This is a genomic window from Sorangium sp. So ce321 (genome assembly GCF_051530195.1).
Taxonomy (GTDB): Bacteria; Myxococcota_A; Polyangia; order Polyangiales; family Polyangiaceae; genus Sorangium.
On record NZ_CP150329.1, the window covers coordinates 12,616,573 to 12,633,850 of the forward strand.

The 17,278-nt window shown below is 74.8% G+C and carries 12 protein-coding genes and 1 tRNA gene; 11 read left to right on the plus strand and 2 right to left on the minus strand.

Features of this window, described 5'->3' with window-relative positions:
- The first annotated feature begins 100 nt into the window (after nt 1-100).
- The 4 genes from WME89_RS46780 to WME89_RS46795 all read left to right on the plus strand — a co-directional run bounded on the left by WME89_RS46780 (nt 101) and on the right by WME89_RS46795 (nt 3,006).
- Nucleotides 101-1,342: a hypothetical protein gene (locus tag WME89_RS46780; RefSeq protein ID WP_438006032.1), complete on the plus strand. Its 1,242-nt coding sequence runs from the start codon at nt 101-103 to the stop codon at nt 1,340-1,342.
- 40 nt (nt 1,343-1,382) lie between these two features.
- Nucleotides 1,383-1,456, plus strand: a tRNA-Gln gene (locus WME89_RS46785).
- 453 nt (nt 1,457-1,909) lie between these two features.
- The gene (locus tag WME89_RS46790) at nt 1,910-2,545 is read left to right on the plus strand and encodes a sigma-70 family RNA polymerase sigma factor (protein WP_436620048.1); all 636 of its coding nucleotides are present in this window, start codon (nt 1,910-1,912) and stop codon (nt 2,543-2,545) included.
- Nucleotides 2,542-3,006: a hypothetical protein gene (locus WME89_RS46795; RefSeq protein ID WP_438006033.1), complete on the plus strand. Its 465-nt coding sequence runs from the start codon at nt 2,542-2,544 to the stop codon at nt 3,004-3,006. Before WME89_RS46790 ends, WME89_RS46795 begins: the two co-directional genes overlap by 4 nt.
- Before the next feature lie 150 nt (nt 3,007-3,156).
- On the opposite strand, the gene WME89_RS46800 is transcribed toward WME89_RS46795, so the two are convergent.
- Both WME89_RS46800 and WME89_RS46805 read right to left on the minus strand, forming a co-directional pair.
- Nucleotides 3,157-3,930, minus strand: coding sequence for a Stp1/IreP family PP2C-type Ser/Thr phosphatase (locus WME89_RS46800; protein ID WP_436620046.1), 774 nt, complete (start codon nt 3,928-3,930; stop codon nt 3,157-3,159).
- A gap of 173 nt (nt 3,931-4,103) precedes the next feature.
- Nucleotides 4,104-5,315 carry a S1C family serine protease gene (locus WME89_RS46805; RefSeq protein ID WP_438006034.1) on the minus strand — a complete coding sequence of 404 codons (1,212 nt, stop codon included), beginning with the start codon at nt 5,313-5,315 and terminating at the stop codon, nt 4,104-4,106.
- 285 nt (nt 5,316-5,600) lie between these two features.
- Between WME89_RS46805 and WME89_RS46810 the strand changes: the two genes are divergently transcribed.
- From WME89_RS46810 to WME89_RS46840, 7 genes are all read left to right on the plus strand, one after another.
- A complete protein-coding gene (locus WME89_RS46810) occupies nt 5,601-6,179 on the plus strand; it encodes an RNA polymerase sigma factor (RefSeq protein ID WP_438006035.1) in 579 nt (192 codons plus the stop codon).
- A 4-nt stretch (nt 6,180-6,183) separates the two neighbouring features.
- On the plus strand, nt 6,184-10,860 hold the full coding sequence (locus WME89_RS46815) for a VIT domain-containing protein (protein WP_438006036.1): 4,677 nt from the start codon (nt 6,184-6,186) through the stop codon (nt 10,858-10,860).
- 232 nt (nt 10,861-11,092) lie between these two features.
- Nucleotides 11,093-13,573 (plus strand): AAA family ATPase, encoded by a 2,481-nt coding sequence (locus WME89_RS46820; protein ID WP_438006037.1) that lies wholly within the window; start codon nt 11,093-11,095, stop codon nt 13,571-13,573.
- Between the two features lie 104 nt (nt 13,574-13,677).
- Complete coding sequence (locus tag WME89_RS46825; protein WP_438006038.1) at nt 13,678-14,217, plus strand: hypothetical protein; 540 nt, start codon at nt 13,678-13,680, stop codon at nt 14,215-14,217.
- Nucleotides 14,214-15,134 (plus strand): 3-hydroxyacyl-CoA dehydrogenase family protein, encoded by a 921-nt coding sequence (locus tag WME89_RS46830; protein WP_438006039.1) that lies wholly within the window; start codon nt 14,214-14,216, stop codon nt 15,132-15,134. Before WME89_RS46825 ends, WME89_RS46830 begins: the two co-directional genes overlap by 4 nt.
- A gap of 764 nt (nt 15,135-15,898) precedes the next feature.
- The gene (locus WME89_RS46835) at nt 15,899-16,648 is read left to right on the plus strand and encodes an RNA polymerase sigma factor (RefSeq protein ID WP_438006040.1); all 750 of its coding nucleotides are present in this window, start codon (nt 15,899-15,901) and stop codon (nt 16,646-16,648) included.
- A 23-nt stretch (nt 16,649-16,671) separates the two neighbouring features.
- Nucleotides 16,672-17,277, plus strand: a complete 606-nt coding sequence (locus WME89_RS46840; RefSeq protein ID WP_438006041.1) for an NrsF family protein — start codon at nt 16,672-16,674, stop codon at nt 17,275-17,277.
- Nucleotide 17,278 lies beyond the last annotated feature (1 nt).

The following is a 17,278-nucleotide window of genomic DNA, read 5'->3' on the forward strand; positions in this document are numbered from 1 at the left end:
GGCCCACCGCGCCACCATCCGCTACCGACGCACGAGAGCAGCGGTGGTGCACCCGGAAGCAGCATCGGGTGGGTCGCCGCGGCTCGCTAGGGAGACAGCGATGGGCCCGAGCGCGGCGTACAAGGTGGAGGGGCTTTGCGACGGGGTGCCGGCGCCGAGCGGCGGGGAGGGGCGCAGGCAGGGGCAGCTGAGCCTCTGCAGCGCGCCCACGATGCCGTTCAGCTCGCACACCGCGAGCAGAGAAGAACCGACGGAGTCGAAGCCCTGGTGCGTCGACCACGGCGACCGGCTCGAGGCGATGAGCACGGTCGAGCTGTGGCGCGCGCTGGAGCTCGGAGAGCTCCCGCACAGCACGCGCGTGTGGCGCGAGGGCATCGAGTGCTGGACGCCCGCCGGCGAGGTCAAGGCGCTCGGCTGGACGATCTCCCAGCCGCCCCCGCGCGACGAGGCGCCCGCCCTCTCCGCCCTCTGCGAGGCGCCCGAGTCCACCGGCCCGCTCAGCTTCGCGCTGACGCCCGACGACCTCAGGACCGTCGCGCCCCGCTTCCACCAGGACGTCCTCGCAGCGGCCGGCGGCGAGCGCGCGGAGTCGTTCGCGCTCGGCCGGTTCCCGCTGGTCGAAGCGACCGCGCCGCACGAGACCCCCTCGCCGCCGATCTCCCTCGAGATCCCGTCCTGCTTTCCGGCGATCCCCTCGTCCGCGCCCGACACGCTCCCGAGCGCTGGCTTCCCGAGGTTCGGCGCGGCGAAGGTGCGGCCGGCGCGCGGCGCGCGCGACGCGGATCAGGCGGCGCGCGGGCGGGCGTCGGGCACGTGGTCGCGCCTCGCGCGGCGCGCCCGCGCTTCCCGGGGCGCGGTCTCGCTCGCCGCGGGCAGCGCGGCCCTCGTGCTCGCGCTGGGCCTGTCGGTCCTGAGCGCCCTCGCCCCCGCGCGCGCGCCGGCGAGGGCTGCGGCCGCGCCGGCCGCGCACGTCGGCGTCGCGCAGGGCGTCGCCGCGGCGGCCGCCCAGGTCGTCCTCCCCGCCCCGGAGCTCGCCGGGGCAGCTGGGGCCGCGGCGCTCCCCGCCACCGCCGCGCTTCCCGTCGCCGCGCCTGATGCGACCGCCGCGCTCGACGGCGCGGCGCCGGTCGAGGGCGCCGGCGCGCCCGCGCTGCCGCTCCATCGCGCGGGCAAGGCGCCGGCTGACGGCGCGAAGCCGGCGCCCGTGGGTCGCCGCGAGCGCGGGCAGTTCCGCCTGCGGCGAGGTCGATCCGAGGCGGACGCCGCGCGCGGGATCAGCTATCCGGGCCGCGGACCTGGCTCATGGGCCGGGACGGGTGCGATCGAGCGCGACTCGCGCTAAGGTGCGCGCCGCGCGGCGGTCAGCTCCGCTCCCGCAGCACTCCGGCGTCGTTCAAGGGCAGGACGGGGGACTTTGAATCCCCTAATCGTGGTTCGAATCCACGCGCCGGAACCAATCGAGCGCCTGCGCTCTCTGAGGGGATCGTGGTGGGCGGTCTCCATCGAGCGCACGTGAGCGCCTCTGGCGCGGTCGCGCCGGGCGGCGGGCGCGACGCGCGCCGTTGCCCGCTCGCTATTGTCTGGCGCGGTCGAGCCGGGGTTGTTTACCGTGGTCTCACCGAGGGCTCTGCGCCTGCCGCGCGGCGGGGGCGAGGCCCTGAATCCTGGAGGACCGGACGGCGTGGCGAGCGATGAAGGGGACCGCGAACGCGGAGCCCCGACCCGTGCAGATGCGCACCGCGAACGCGGAGCCCCGACCCGTGCGGATGCGGACCGCGAACGCGGAGCCCCGACCCGTGCGGGTGCGGACCACGCACGCGGAGCCCCGACCCGTGCGGGTGCGGACCACGCACGCTCTGCCCCCCGTGCGGACGCGGATCGCGGGCGCTCCGTCCCGCCCCGCGCGGGCGTGGAGCTCGAGCGGGAGCCTGCGGCGCAGCTCGAGGTGAACGAGGCGCAGTTCATCGCGCGGCTCGTCGCGCGCGACGAGAGCGCGTTCAACGAGCTCGTGGTCATGTACGAGCGCCGCGTGTTCGCGCTCGTCTACCGCATGCTCGGCCGGCGTGACGAGGCCGAGGACCTGTCCCAGGAGGTCTTCGTGCAGGTCTTCAAGGCGATCGACCAGTTCCGCGGCGAGTCGAAGCTCTCGACCTGGATCTACCGCATCGCCGTGAATCTCTGTAAGAACCGGACGAAGTACCTCTCGCGGCGCCACGCCGGCGCCCAGGACGACATCGATGCCATGGCCGAGCGGGTGCCGCTGTCGGCCGCCAAGGGCGTGAGCGTCGGCGACGTGAGCCGCCCCGACGAGCTCGTGGAGGGGATGCAGCTCGAGGCGGTCGTGAAGCACGCCATCGGCCAGCTCGATCCCGAGTTCCGGGAGGCGCTCATCCTTCGCGACGTCGAGGACATGTCCTACGAAGAGATCGCCTCGGTGACAGGGCTGCCGGACGGGACCGTGAAGAGCCGGATCCATCGCGCGCGCGGGCAGCTCCGCGCGCTGGTCGAGAAGGTGATGGGCGAGAAGGTGAGAGGCGGGAAATGAGCGGATCGGACGACCCCAGGAGCACGGGGCAAGCCGAGGACCCGGCCGCTTCTGGCGTGGAGAGCGGCAGCCGTCCCACGGCGCCCCCCGTCGAGCGAGGGCGCGACGCCGCCTCGCCGCCGCGCGAGCCCGCCGCTCCCCCGCGCGACCTGCCCGACGACGGCGACCTGCCCGACGACGGCGACCTGCCCGACGACGGCGACCTGCCGCTCGTCGACGAGGTCGATCTGCGCGAGCTGGTCCGCGGCGCGATGCGTGCGCCTCCCGCGGCCCCGCCGAGCCTGCTCCGCGGCGTGCAGCAGCGGATCCGCACGCGCTCGCGAGGAAAGTTCTACGGCGACGGCTGGAGCACGGCGCGCTCGCCGCGCTCGACCTACCTGATGACGAGCCTGTTCATGCTCGCCCTCATCGCCTTCATCTTCCTCGTCCTGGTCCCCTGGAGCGGCGGCGCCCTCCCCTGAGCGGCGCTCACCGGAGTGGCGGTCGCCGAGCGGCGGTCACCCGCACAGGAGACGGGTCCAGATCGGCGTTTTCGGCGCGCAAGCGCACTCCTGTGCGCTGAGCACCGAAAACGTCGAGATGGGCCCGTATCCGAAGCGGGTGCCCGCTGCTCACTGGGTCCAGCGGACGAGGACGCAGGTCACGTTGTCGGGGCCGCCGTTCTCGTTGGCGCGCTCGATCAGCTTCGACGTCGCGACCTGGATGTCCTGGTGCTCGGTCAGGATCTGGGCCATCTCGTGGTCGCTCACGGGGCCGGAGAGGCCGTCGGAGCAGAGGACATAGAGGTCGTTCAGCTGCGGCACCTCGAAGCGGGTGTCGACCTTGACCGTGTCCTTCATGCCGAGCGCGCGCACGATCACGTTCTTGTGCGGGAAGTTCGCGATCTCCTCGGGCGTGAGCCGCTTCATCTTGATGTAGTCGTTGAGGAGCGAGTGGTCCTCGGTGAGCATCTCGAGCCGGCCCTCGCGGAAGCGGTAGACCCGGCTGTCGCCGACGTGGGCGACGTAGACGCCGTCGTTCGCCGTGAAGATGCCGACGAACGTCGTCCCCATTCCCCGCTTCTTCGCCTCGCGCTGCGCGGTCTCGTAGATACGCAGGTTCGCGAGCTTGATCCCGGTGATCAGGCGGTTTTCTTCATAGCCCTTGGACCGGTCCATCTTGTAGGGCCAGGTCCGCTCCGGGTCGTCCTGCGTCTGCGCGAAGAAGTCCTGCATGGCGTCGACAGCCATCTTCGACGCGACCTCGCCCGACGCATGCCCGCCCATCCCATCGGCGACCATGAAGAGGCCGTACTCCACCATGATGCCGAAGTTGTCCTCGTTGTGGTTGCGCTTGCGCCCGACGTTCGTCTCGCCGGCCACCTCGATTCGAAACGTTTGGGACACGGATCACCCGATCGAAGGCCCCGCGCGAGGCGCGAGGCTGAATGAGAACCGCGAGCGCGCCAGACCGAGCCGCTCAAGCCCGATCCTGGAGGTTCGGTTGACGAAGTGTCAACCGGATCGCGCCCGAGGGCCGAGCTTATAGAATCCGCCCGCAGGCCCACATCATTTTTCGCTTACTTGCGGTACTCTTCGGTGGCCTTGCCGCTCGAGCTCGGCGGCGGGAGCTCGGCCTCCGGCTTCTTCGTCGCGGCGGCCTTCGGATCGGGCGCGGCGCGGAGCAGCACCGTGACCTGCCGGTACTTGCCCCCGCTGAGCAGCGTCAGGGGGACCTTCTCGCCGACCGCGTGCGTGCGGATCGCGTCGGCGAGCGCCTCGGGGGTGGTGACGGGCACGCCGTCGACAGCGAGGATCATGTCGCTCCCGGCGCGGTCGCCGCCCTTCAAGCGCGCCTCGTCCGCGGGGCTCTCGGGGTGGACCACCGTGACCCGGACCCCCTTGGCGACCTGCGAGGCCTCGCTCACCCCCTGGATCCCGAGCCACGCCGCGGGCTGCACCGCCGTCGGCGGTACGCTGCGGAGAAAGCCCCTGATCGCGCTGATCGGCGCGCCAAAGGCGACCGGCGTGCAGGGCTTGCCCTCGTTCGGGGCGCAGCCGCGGCCGAGGACCGCGACGACGCGGCCGTCCTCGTCGACGATGGGCGCGCCGAGGTCGAGCGGCGAGATGCGCGACCCGAGCTCGATCGCGTCCGCGAGCTGGCGGTCGTCGCCGCCGATCAGCGACCGGTGCGAGCGAAGCACGAGCGGGACGGCTGCGACCTTGCCGCGCGCCGCCGTGAACGAGCGGATCTGCGCGTCCGGGCGCACCGGATCGCGCGACGAGGCGGTGAGCCCCTCGGCCCACTTGCCGGTCTGCGGCACGAGCAGCGCGAGATCCCACGCGCGGTCGTGGTGACCGAGCTTGACCCGCACGGTGGTCCCGTCGGCGAGGCGCGCCGTCAGGTCGTTGCCCGCGCCGAGCGGCGAGAGCGCCGTGAGGATGCGCCCGTCGCCCGCGAGCAACGCGCCGAGGCCGAGCACCTGCCCGCCCCGCTCGATGATCGCCACGCCGCGCGCGGCGCGCTCCTCGACAGGGAGCTCCGCCTTGCCCCTGTCCCTGTCCCTGTCCTTCTCGGAAGGCCCCCCCTTCGCGTCCGCGGCGGTCGCCCTCCGGTCCTTCCCGCCGACGTCGGCCCGGGCCGGGATCACCTTCCTGCGCCCCTTCTGTTGCTGGACGGGCGGCGGGGCCTCGTCCTCTGCCTCCTGGGCCTCCTCCTCCGGCGCGTCCTGCGCGCGCGCCGCGGGCGAGGCGAGCGCGCCGGCGACGGAAAGGGCGACGGCGAACGCCATGGACCGTCGCCATCGCTTCACAGGCGACGTGTCAACGGGGGCGCCCGGTCCGGCGTCTCCGGGCGCGATGGCCTTCGCGAACACAGACAGGCTTGTCTCATTCATAAGCGCGGCTCCTGAGGCGACTGCCGATTCTGCTGCGGCTGGGATCGTATTGCAAAAGGCAAAGGCTGGACCGCCCTGTAGTGTGGGATCGGGCACCGGAGTCCGCCGGGGGGCGGGGCGAAGAAAAAATCCGGTCACGAACTCGGGGGTCGGGGGCACATGGCCGGCGATGAGGCAGCGATGGCAGCTGGGTTAGCGCTCGTGGGATCGGAGGGCGACGCGCGGGCCGACGAAGCGCGTGCGATCGAGGGGCTGATCGGGGCAGGCGACTTCCGGGAAGCGCTGTCGCGGTGCGCCAGGGCGTACGCCATGCCGCTCGGCCGGCTGTGCATGGCGTTCACGGGGTCGCAGGCCGAGAGCGAGGAGCTGGTGCAGGAGACGCTGCTCGCTGCGTTCGACGCGTTCCCCCAGTACCGCGCCGAGGGGAGCGTGCGGGCCTGGCTCTTCGGGATCGCGCGGCGCCTGTGCGGGCGGCACACGGAGCTCAAGGCGCGGCGGGAGGCGCGGCTGCGCCTCGTGCACGACACCCGGCCGCGCCCGGACGCGAGCGAGCTCGCGGTGGAGCGCGAGCGGGCCGAGCGCGCCCGCGCCGCGCTGGCGCGGCTCAAGCCGAGCGAGCGCGAGGCGGTGGTGCTGCGCTTCGAGGCGGGGCTCTCCTTCAAGGAGGTGGGCGTCGCGTGCGGGATCGACGAGGCGACCGCGAGGAAGCGGGTCAGCCGGGCGCTCGGGCGGCTCAGGGCCGAGCTGGGCGAGGAGTGAGGCGATGAGCGCGACAGGAACGGATGCGGCTGGGCTTTGCGGCGAGGTCGAGGAGCAGCTCGCGGAGGTGCTCGACGGGACGGCGCGGCCAGCGCTGTACGAGCACATCGCTGGCTGCGACGCGTGCCGCGACCGCCGGCACGACGCGGCGCGGGCCGCGGAGGTCGCGGCGGCGGCGGGCGCGGACTTCCGGCCGGCGGACGACTTCGCCGAGGCGCTGCTCCGGCGGCTCGAGGCGGCGCGCCCCTCGGGGGGCGCGTCGAGCGGCGCCGTGCTCAAGGCGGTGCCCGGGGCGCGTGAAGGCGACGCGCGCGAGGGCAAGGCGACGGCTGACGCGCGCGACGGCGGCGAGCTGATCGGCGCCGCTGACGGCGAGGCGCGCGACGGCGAGGTGACGGGAGACGCGCGCGAGGGCGGCGACCGGATCGACGCGCGCTCCAGCGAAGCGCGCGCTGGCGAGGCGATGGTCGAGGCGCGCGACGGCGGCGAGCTGACCGATGCTCGCGCCGGCGACGCCCTCACGGACGCGCGCACCGGCGGCGCCCTGACCGACGCGCCCTCGGGCAGGGCGCCCGCCGCCGCGCACACCGGCGGGCCGCGCCCCTCCAGCGCTGAGCGGGTCTCTCCGACGCCGCGCCGCGCGCGAGGCCCGCTCTTCGGGCGGCGCCCGGCCATCGCCGCCGCCGCCCTGGCCGCGGCGGCCGCGGTGGCGGCCGGGGTCTTCCTGCGGCGCGGCGGCGAGGAAGGTCCGGCCGGTACCGCGGCCGTCAGCTCGCCCTGGTCCGGCAAGGTCGCCTCTGTGTCGCGCGCGTCGGCCGACAGGTCCGGCGGCCTCGAGGCGTGCGACGCCGCCGGCGCCTGCGCGCCGCTCGCCCCGGGCGCGGAGCTCCCCGAGGGCGCGACCCTGCGCACCGACTCGCGCACGCGCGCGCACGTCGCGCTCAAGGACGGCTCCGCGCTCGCGATCGACCGCGGCTCCCGCGTGTGGCTCGGCGCCGGCGACGCCCGCCGCGCGCGGGTCGACGCCGGGGCCGTCGTCCTCGACGTCACCCCGGCCGCCGGCGCGCCGCCCGCGCGCATCCAGATCCCCCACGGCGAGATCGAGGTGCTCGGGACGAAGCTCGCGGTCACCGCGAGCGCGGAGCGCGCCTCCGTCGAGGTCGCCCGCGGCGCCGTGCGCGTCACCGGGGAGCAGGGCGAGCCGGTCGAGGTGCGCGCCGGCGAGGAGGCGACGCTCGCGAAGGGCGCCGCGCCCAGGATCGCGAGCGCGACGTCGCTCGCCGACACGCTCGCGTGGAGCGACCGGTCCGCCGAGGAGGCCGACGCCCCGGCGCTCCGCGGCCTCGGCGAGCTCAGGGCGCGCAGGCCGGGCGCCACGCAGGAGAAGGAGCGGGCCGTGCGGCTCGCCAAGCACGCGGTCAAGGTGCGCATCGTCGACGTCGTCGCGCGGACCGAGATCGACGAGACCTTCGCCAACGACACCGACGAGGAGCTCGAGGGCATCTTCCGCTTCCCGCTCCCGCCGGGCGCGCAGATCGAGCGGCTCGCGCTCGAGGTGGACGGCAAGCTGATCGAGGGCGCGTTCGTCGACCGCGATCGCGGGGCCGCGATCTGGCGCGGCGTCATCCAGAACGCCGCCCCCAAGGCGCCCAGACCGCGCGAGGAGATCATCTGGGTCCCCGGCCCGTGGCGCGACCCTGCGCTGCTCGAGTGGCAGCGGGGCGGCCGGTTCGAGCTCCGCATCTTCCCCATCCCGAAGCGCGGCGCCCGCCGCGTCGTGCTCACCTACACGCAGCTCGTCGAGCAGGCGGGCGGCGTCCGGCGCTTCACCTACCCGCTCGCGCACGACCAGAGCGGCACCACGAACATCGGCGACTTCTCGCTCGACCTCCAGGTGCTCGGCCACGACCGGGAGTTCGGCGTCGAGACGCGCGGCTACGAGCTCGCCGCCGCGCCCGCCGAGGGCGCCGCGGACCGGCGCACGCTGCAGGCGCAGGGGTTCACGCCGGCCGGCGATCTCACGGTCGAGTACGCGCTCCCCGATCGCGATCGCCCGGTCACGGCGTGGGCCTACCAGGTGCCCCCCGCCGCGGCCCCGGAGCCCGACAAGACGCCCGCGGCCCCGGCCGCCCCGCGCCGGCAGGCCGGCGGGTCGAGGGGCGGCGGCGCGGCCGCGCCGGAGGGCGACGGCGCCGAGCACGAGGCGTCGCTCGCCGCGGCGCGCGCCGTCGCGAGCGACACCTCGCCCTACGTCGCGATCGCGCTCCGCCCCCGGCTCCCCCGCTGGGAGGAGGCGACGTCGCGGCTCCACGCGATCGTCGTCGACTCGAGCCGGTCGATGGTCGGCGAGCGCTTCGCCCGCGCGACGCGGCTCGCCTCGTCGATCGTCCGCGAGATGGACCGGCGCGACGAGGTCGTCGTGCTCGCGTGCGACACCCTCTGCCGCTCGCTCGGCGAGGGCGACCAGGGCGGCGCCGCGCGGCCCATGGCGCCCGGCGCCGCGTCGGCCGACGAGGTCGAGCGGTTCCTCGGCGGCATCGAGCCCGACGGCGGCAGCGACCTCGCCGCGGCGATGATCGCGGCGCGCGCGGCCGCCGGCCCGCTCCAGGGCAAGGAGCTGCGGATCCTCTACCTCGGCGACGGCACGCCCTCGGTCGGGCCGACGCGGCCCTCGCACATCGAGGCCGCGGTGCGCGGCGCGGTCCCCGCGGACGGCGCCGCCGTGGTCGCGGTGGCGCTCGGGAGCGACGCGGACACGACGTCGCTCCGGGCGCTCGCGCGCGGCGGCGGCGGGGTGATGGTCCCCTACGTGCCCGGCCAGCGGGTCGCGAGCGCGGCGCAGTCGGTCCTCGGCGCCGCCTACGGCCTCGTGCTGCGCGACGCGGAGCTCGAGCTGCCGCCGGGCCTCACCCAGGTCACGCCGGCGCGGCTCGACCCGATCCGCGCCGGCGGCGAGGCGTTCGTCGTCGCGCGGATGAGCTCCGGCGCCGGCGTCACCGGCGAGATCCGCCTCCGGGGCCGCGTCTCGGGCGAGCGCTTCGAGCAGACCTACCCCGTCGCCATCGCCGCCGGGACGGGCGCGGGCAACGCCTTCGTCCCGCGGCTCTACGCCGCCGCGAAGATCGCGGAGCTCGAGGACACCGGCGGCGACGCGCAGAAGCCCGCGATCATCGAGCTGTCGCGGCGCTTCTCCGTGGCGAGCCGGTTCACGTCGCTGCTCGTCCTGGAGAGCGAGGCGATGTTCAAGGCGTTCGGCCTCGAGCGGGGCGGCCTCGCCTCGGCCTTCACGGGCGAGGAGCAGGCCCAGCGCGTGAGCGCGAGCGCCGCGGGGGAGCAGCCGGACGACGCGGCCGACGACAGCGCCGCGCCGGAGAAGAAAGAGGCCGCGACCAAGGGGGACCTCGGGCTGTCTGGCTTCGGGCGGGGCGGCGGCGGCTCGGCCCTGCCGGCGTCCCCGGGCATGTCCTTCGACGAGCTGCCGAGCGACGCCTTCGCCGAGAGCGACATGAAGGCGATGCCGGAGCCCGCGCCGACGTCCGCCGCCCCGGCGTCGGCGCCCCGCGCGGCGCCATCGCCGGCCCCCGCGCGGCGCCCCGCCCAGATGTCCCCGCCCGGCAACCGCGGCGAGCTCAGCGCCAACCCGTCGTGGTCGTCGCCTCCTCCGCCGCCGATGCAGCTCCCGCCCGCGCCGCGGCGGATGATCCCGATGCGCCGGGTGTTCGATCGCCACGTGAGCTTCGACGCCACGAACACGCTCGCGCCCGAGGGCGCCGCGAAGACCGCGGCCGCCGAGGCGGCGCTCGCGGCGGCCCCGGACAGCCGCGACCGGACGATGGGCCTCTACGCGCTCTACGCCACGACCGGCCGCCTCGGCGAGGCGCAGGAGCTCACCGCGCGCTGGAGCGGGCGCGACGCGCTCGACCCCGGCGCGCTGATCGCCCGCGCCGACCTCGCGGCCCGGCAGGGCGAGCGCGACCGCGCCGCGCGCATCCTCGGGGGCCTCGCCGACGTGCGCCCCGGCGACAGGGCGGTCCAGACGCGGCTCGCCGAGCTCTGGGACGCCGCGGGCCGGCCCGCGTTCGCGTGCCAGCACCGGGTGGCGCTCGCCGACCTCGCGCCCGCCGACGCGCAGCTCGTCGCCGCGGCGATCCGGTGCGCCGGCGAGAGCGGCATGGGCGAGCTCGCGAGCCAGCTCCGCCTCGACGTGACCTCCGCGATCCGGGCGGAGGTCGACCGGCGGCTCGCGCAGGCGGACGCGGCGCCGTCCACCGTCCTCTCGGGCGACGTGCAGCTCAGCGCCGAGTGGAGCGGCGGCGCCGATCTCGACCTCGCGCTCATCGACGCGCAGGGCCGGCGCCTCTCCTGGATGGGGTCCACCCTCGGGCCTTTGGGTGTGCGCTCGCGCGACGCGACGAGCACGCGCGCCGAGTCGCTCGCGCTCCGGGGCCTGCCCAAGGGGAGCTACATCGTCGAGATCGCGCGCGCGTCGACCGGGGACGGCCCCTCGCCTTCCGCCGTTCCCGGCGCGCCCGAGGTCCTGCGCGGCGAGCTGACCCTGCGCCTCGCGGGGGAGACGCGCAAGGTGCCCTTCACGCTCGACGGCGCGCGGCGCGAGGTCGGCACGGTGCGCGTCTTCTTCACCTCCCGCCTGGTGCCGGTCGACGACGTCCCGTGGCGGTAGGGTCCCCCCCCGGCGCGCGTCCTGCCCTGGTGACCCCGGCCCACACGCCGCGACGTTCTCCTGAACAGCCCTCCGGCGCGCTCCTCGACCGCCTCCCGGCGCGCCTCTCGACAGCCTCCCCGGCGCACCGCCTGAACAGGCTTTTTCCACGCGCCTCCGGGCACGTTCGCCGGGGGGTCGAAAGCCCCCCACCATGCTCGTGTCGGGAGGAGATCCCCGATACAGTTTCGACATGAATCCGCTCGTCCCGGACTTCATCCTCGAACAGGATGCCGAAGGGCAATACGCGGGAGCGGTCGACGCGGCCGTTCTGCACGTGTCGCTCCCGGCCGTCGTCGATCTCGCCGAGCAGATGATCGCGCGTCAGGCGATCGATCCGGACGCGCTGCGCTCGCTGTTCGATCCGCTCTTCGAGGCCGTGCACCAGTCGGGCGGCTTCGTCGCGGCGCTCTCGCCGGGCGGCGGGTTCACCGCGCTCTTCCCTGATCGGCCGGGGCGCAACGTCACCCGGCACGCCCGCAGCGCGGCCCTCGCGATACGGCGCACCCTGCTCGAGCTCGCCGCGCGCCGCGCGCTCGGCGCCGGGGGCGGGCAGATGCCGTTCCGGATCGGGCTCGCGTGGGGCTCGGTCCACTGGACGATCGTGCGCATCGCCGACGATCGGGCTTACTTCCTGCTCTACGGCCCCGCGATCGAGGCCTGCCAGGCGACGGACCGCGGCGTCGACGACAGCGAGCTCCACCTCGATCGCAGCTTCCGCGAGCGGCTCCCCACCGCCAGCGCGCGAGAGAGCGCGGTGGAGTTCGACGAGGCCGATCTCCTGACCGAGCCCCCCTCGTTGACGGTCACGGACACCCCGCGGGACGCGGACGCCGAGTCGTTCCTGCCGCCGGGCGCGGGCGACCTCGCGCCGCAGGGCGAGATCCGGGAGGTGACGACCGTCTCGGTCTCGCTCGATCGGGTGGAGAGCCCGACGGAGCTCCTCCAGCAGCTGCACGAGATCGCGGCGATGTACGGCGCCACGTTCGCTGGCATGAACGTGACGGAGCGCGGCTTCGGCGCGCTCTTCTACTTCGGCGCGCCCGTCTCGCACGAGAGCGACCACGATCGCGCCCTCGACTTCGCGCTCGAGCTGAAGAGCAACGGCCTCGGCGTGCCGCGGCTCGCGGTGGGCATCACCCGCGCGCGCTGCCTGGTCGGCTTCTTCGGCGCCGGGGGCCGCCGCGAGTTCGCCTGCGTCGGCCGCGCCGTCCACCTCGCCGCGCAGATCGCGCGCAAGGCGGCGCCGTCGTCGATCTGGGCGGACGAGCGGGCGTTCCTCGCGGGCGAGGCGAGCCACCAGTGGTCGACCGAGAACATCTTCCGGTTCGACGGGTTCGACCTGCCGATCCTCGTCTACTCGCTCGAGCGGCGGCGCATCGCCGTGCAGGAGGAGTTCTACGACCTCGGCCCCATCGGGCGCGAGGTCGAGCTCGAGCGGCTCACGCGCGCGCTCGAGCCGATCTTCGCCGGCCGCTCCGCCGGGGTCGTGTACATCCTCGGCGAGGCGGGCATCGGCAAGAGCTACCTCGTGCACAGCTACCGTCACCAGCGCGCGCAGCTCATGGACATGCGCCCGCTGCTCTGGATCGAGGCCCGCTGCGACCAGACGCTGAAGACCCCGCTCTACGCCTTCGAGTTCGCGCTGAAGGAGTACCTCGGGATCTCGTCGGAGCTCGGCCAGCGCGCCAAGCAGGCCGGGCTCGATCTCGCGCTCCAGCTCCTCCTGGAGCGGCTGCCCGAGGGCTGGACCGAGGTGCGCGAGGGCATCGACAGGTCGCGCGAGGCGCTCGCGCGGCTGCTCCGGCTGCGGGGCGAGGAGCCGGCGACGCCGGAGGCCGAGGCCGAGCGGCGCGCCGAGGCGCTCGCCGCGCTCGCCGCGCTGCTCGTCGCGGAGAGCTCGCTCCAGCCGGTCGTGGTTCACCTCGACGACGCGCAGTGGGCTGACCCGACCTCGCTCGAGGCGGTGCGCGCGATCACGACCGCCTGCCGCGATCTGCCGCTCGCGGTGATCTGCTCGGCGCGCCCCGCGGCGCCCGGGGGCGAGGGGGACGCGGGGCGCATCGCGCTCGACGCGGGCATCCCGTCGCAGGTCATCGAGCTCGCGCCGCTGCCGCAGGAGCGGCTGCTCGCGCTCGCGGAGCCGTTCTTCGGGGGTCCGATACCCACGATGCTCGAGTCGCTGCTCGGCCAGACCGCGGGCGGCAACCCGTTCTTCGCGCAGGAGATCCTCGCGTACTGGCTGGAGGACGGCCGGTACGGGTCGACCCACGAGGCCGCGCGCTCGAGCCGGTTCATGCCGCCGCGGACCGTGAACAGCCTGCTCGTCGCGCGGCTCGAGCGGCTCGAGCCTCGGACGCGGCAGACGGTCGTCTCCGCGGCGGTGCTCGGGCGGGAGTTCGACACGCGCGTCCTCGCCCGGATGATCCCGGACGCGTCGGTCCTCGTGGATCACCTGCGCTTCGGCGAGGCGCAGCGGATCTGGTCGCGCATGGGGGAGCATCGGTTCGAGTTCTGCACGGTGCTGATCCGCGACGCCGCGTACGGCATGCAGCCGAAGGCGGCCGCGGAGCGGCAGCACCGCCTCGCGGCCGAGGCGATCGAGGCCGTCTACGGCGACGACCTCGAGGATCAGCGCGCGGCGCTCGACAGCCACCGGAAGCTCGCGGGCTGAGCGCGCAGGGCCGCGCGGCCGCGACCGCGCGCCCGGCCGCCCGGGGCCTTCCGGGCGTGGAACCCCCTCGACGCCGCTGTCGAAGTGCGGCAACTGTCCCGCGCATGAGCACGGCCCATCAAGACACTCACGCGGCCGCGGCGCACGACGCGAGCGACCACCACGGCTTCGACGGAGAGCCCGCCCGCGCGTTACCGGCGGACGAGCCGCCCACCCCGAACTGGGTGCCTGCGCTGGGGCTCGCTGTCTTTGTGGTCGCGGGCGTCACGTTCCTCGCGATGAGCAGCGACGGCGGAGACGCCGGGCAGGCCGCGCCGGCCAGCCCCCGCGCGGCCGACGCCCGCGCGGCCGATGCCCGCCCGGCGACGCCTGCGAACGAGCGCCCCGCGGCGCCGGCCAACGCGCGCCCCGCGGCGGCGGCCGACGTCCGCCCGGGCGCGCGCCCCGCGCCGCCGACCGGGCCCACCGCGGGGGCGGCCGCGGAGACGCTGCGCGCGGCGGCCGCCGCGTCGGCGGCGCCGGCCGCGCCGGGCTCGGCGAACCTGCGCAAGCTCACGCCCGAGGAGGTGGAGAAGGTGCGCAAGCAGATCCAGGAGGCGCGACAGAAGGAAGGCGCCCAGCGGGCGCCGGCTCCGTCGAAGTGAGCGAGCCGGTGGTCGAGTCCGCCGCCGCGCGCGTGCGCGCCGTGCTCGTGCTCGGCGCGGGCACCATGGGCCAGGGGATCGCGCAGGTCACGGCGGTCGCCGGCTACGTGACGCGCCTCCACGACGTCGACGCGGCGCGGATCGCCGCGGCGATCGAGGATATCAAGCGCTCGACCGATCGCCTCGTTCAGAAGGGCAAGATGCTCAACGAGGCGCGGAGCGAGATGATCGGGATGCTCGTCGCGTCGCCGGATCTCGACCGCGCGGCGGCGGACGTCGATCTCGTGATCGAGGCGGTGCCCGAGCGGATGGACCTCAAGGTGGAGGTGCTCGGTCGGGCGAAGGCGGCGGCGCCGGAGCGGGCGCTGCTCGGATCGAACACGTCGAGCCTGAGCATCACAGAGCTCGGGCGCCGGCTCGGGGCGGGCGCGCGCACGGTGGGCCTCCACTTCTTCAACCCGCCGCCGGTGATGGAGCTGCTCGAGGTGGTGCGGGGCCTGGAGACCGACGAGGCGACGGTGACCGCGGCGCTCTCGGTGGCGAGGCGCCTGGGCAAGACGCCGATCGTGGTGAACGACACGCCCGGCTTCGCGACGAGCCGGCTCGGCGTGGCGCTCGGCGCGGAGGCGATGCGGATGCTGGAGGCCGGGGTGGCGTCGGCGGTCGACATCGATCGCGCGATGGAGCTCGGGTACCGGCACCCGATGGGGCCGCTCAAGCTGACGGACCTGGTGGGGCTCGACGTGCGGCTCGCGATCCTGGAGCACCTGCACCGGGAGGTCGGGGAGCAGTTCAGGCCGCCGGTGATCCTGCGGCAGATGGTGCGCGCGGGGAGGCTCGGGAAGAAGACGGGCGAGGGGTTCTACCGGTGGACCGAGGCGGGGCCCCAGGCGAGCGACGGCTGGCGTCGTGGGTAGCGTGAGCGCCGGGCGCGCGCGGGGGCCCGCCGAACTCGCGGCGAGGAGCGCTCAGACATCGGCCCTCCCCGCGCGCGCCCGGCGCGCGCCCGAGACCTTCCGGCGCGCTCCGGAAGCTTCCGTCGCCGAAACGAAGCCCTTCGGCGCGCTCCGGAGCACGACGTTTCGCGTACTTAGCGGCGCTCGCCCTGCTCCCGATGCCGTCCGGCATGCGCCGGAGGATGAATTTCCGGCGAATTTCGCGTCCCGCCCCGTGCCGGAAGCTTCCGGCGCGCGTCGGAAGCCTTCGTGCCGGCGACGGAGGCCTTCGTGCCGGCAACGGAAGCCTCCGTGTCGGCGACGGAGACCTTCCCGTGCGCGGTGGAACCCCTCAAGCCGCCCCTCGCGGCCTCGTGCACGCAACGGAGAGCCGCCACCGCACAACGAGCGCCTCGCGCGCGCCACGCCTCCCCCCGCGGAGGCGCAGTCGAACCACCGCCGCCCGACCACCCGCGGGCGCCGCGCGCTGCCGAGGGCGCGCTGCCGGTTCAGCTTGTCCCTCTCGGCGTTCTCTTCGGCCTCTTTCTGGCGCCCGGCCTCGCGCTGGACGATGCGCTCCGTCACGGCAGTGTAGTCCTTCTCGTCCTTCACCCGGCGATCGATCCGCTTCTGCCGCTCGGTCACCGTCGAGCCGGCGGCCCGCGCCCTCGACGCCACGGCGAGCCACGTCGCCGCGGCGAGCTACTTGCGCCGGGGCCTGCACGGATCCGGCGGCTGCCCGGCCCGTGCGTTTCTTCGATACCAGCGGCCGCCGTCGTCGTACCGGGGTGGGATGGGTTCCGCAACGCGGCGTTCCGCACCTCCGACGAGGAGGCCGATACTCGCGCGCGGGCTCGTCGTACTGGTCCGCGGTGCTCCTCTCGGCCGCTCTCTCCAACCCGGCCCTTGCGGCCTTCGCCGACGGCATGGACGCTGACGAGCGGCTGGAACGGTCGGCGGCCAGCGCCGCCATGGACCGCTACGCCGACGGGGACGCAGCCGCGTTCCCGGTGGTCTATGACGCGCTGGCGGGGCGCTTGCTTCGCTACCTTTCGCGCCTGGAACGCGACCCCACCGCGGCCGAAGACCTGCTGCAGCAGACCTTTTTGCGCATGCATCGCGCGCGGGCGAGCTTCCGTCGAGGATCCGACGTCGAGCCGTGGGCCTTCTCGATCGCGCGCCGGCTGTTTCTCGATGCACGAAAAAGGGATCGGCGCCGGCCGTTGTCCTGGCTGGTACCCGAGCCCGATCTGGAGGCGGACGCGGAGGCGATCCTGATGGCGCGCCAGCTCGGCGAGACCATGGACGCTACGCTGGCTTCGCTACCTCCGCTTCAGCGCGAGGCGTTTCTTCTGATCCGTGAGGACGGCCTCACCGGAGCCGAAGCTGCCGCGACGCTCGGGGTCTCGCTCGCGGCGGTCAAGCTCCGGGCGCAGCGAGCCTACGATCAGCTTCGGGTTGCGCTTCGCGAGGACAAGCCGGAGGGAGGACGATGAGCCCCCCCACACGAGACGCTGCTTTGCGCGCGCGCGTCCTCTCTTCCGTCGAGGCCGAGCCCAGCCCGTCGCGGCCCGCGCTCGAAAGAAGGACGCGCGTCGTCCTCGGCGGCTCGGGTGCGCTCCTCGCGGCGGTCGCGCTCACGGGCCGTGGACCGCATCCGCATGACGTCGCCTGGTGGCTTGGAGCCGGTTGGCTCGCCCTCGTGTCGGCCGCCGCGACGACCCTCGCGCTGGCAGGTCGCCGTCCCGTTTCGGTGGCCGTTCGGCGCGCTTGGATCGCAGTGGTCGCGGCGGCGCTTGGCGTCGTCGCGTCCGTGTTGTGGCTCCCGGACCCGTTCGCGCCGGTTCCGCCCGCCGCTCACTGGGAGTGCTCCGCGATGACGCTCGGTCTCGGCGCTGCGCTCGCGCTCACCGTGACGCGCGCGCGCTCCGGCTCCGACCCGATTGCGCCCGCACGAACTGGCCTCCTCATCGGCGTCCTCGCGGGGCTCTGGTCGGCGGCCACGATCGCCTTTCGCTGCGGTCACGCGCAGGTCGACCACCTCCTCGTCTCGCACGTCGCGCCCGTTCTGATCGTCGCGGTCGCGGGACGCGTCGCCGGAAAGCGCCGGCTGAGCGTCCGCTGAG

What these genes read in the sequence shown, in the direction of transcription:
- WME89_RS46780 (WP_438006032.1), top strand. Translation starts at nt 101, where the DNA reads ATGGGCCCGAGCGCGGCGTACAAGGTGGAGGGGCTTTGCGACGGGGTG.
- WME89_RS46795 (WP_438006033.1), top strand. Translation starts at nt 2,542, where the DNA reads ATGAGCGGATCGGACGACCCCAGGAGCACGGGGCAAGCCGAGGACCCG.
- WME89_RS46805 (WP_438006034.1), bottom strand. Translation starts at nt 5,315, where the DNA reads ATGGCGTTCGCCGTCGCCCTTTCCGTCGCCGGCGCGCTCGCCTCGCCC.
- WME89_RS46810 (WP_438006035.1), top strand. Translation starts at nt 5,601, where the DNA reads ATGGCAGCTGGGTTAGCGCTCGTGGGATCGGAGGGCGACGCGCGGGCC.
- WME89_RS46815 (WP_438006036.1), top strand. Translation starts at nt 6,184, where the DNA reads ATGAGCGCGACAGGAACGGATGCGGCTGGGCTTTGCGGCGAGGTCGAG.
- WME89_RS46820 (WP_438006037.1), top strand. Translation starts at nt 11,093, where the DNA reads ATGAATCCGCTCGTCCCGGACTTCATCCTCGAACAGGATGCCGAAGGG.
- WME89_RS46825 (WP_438006038.1), top strand. Translation starts at nt 13,678, where the DNA reads ATGAGCACGGCCCATCAAGACACTCACGCGGCCGCGGCGCACGACGCG.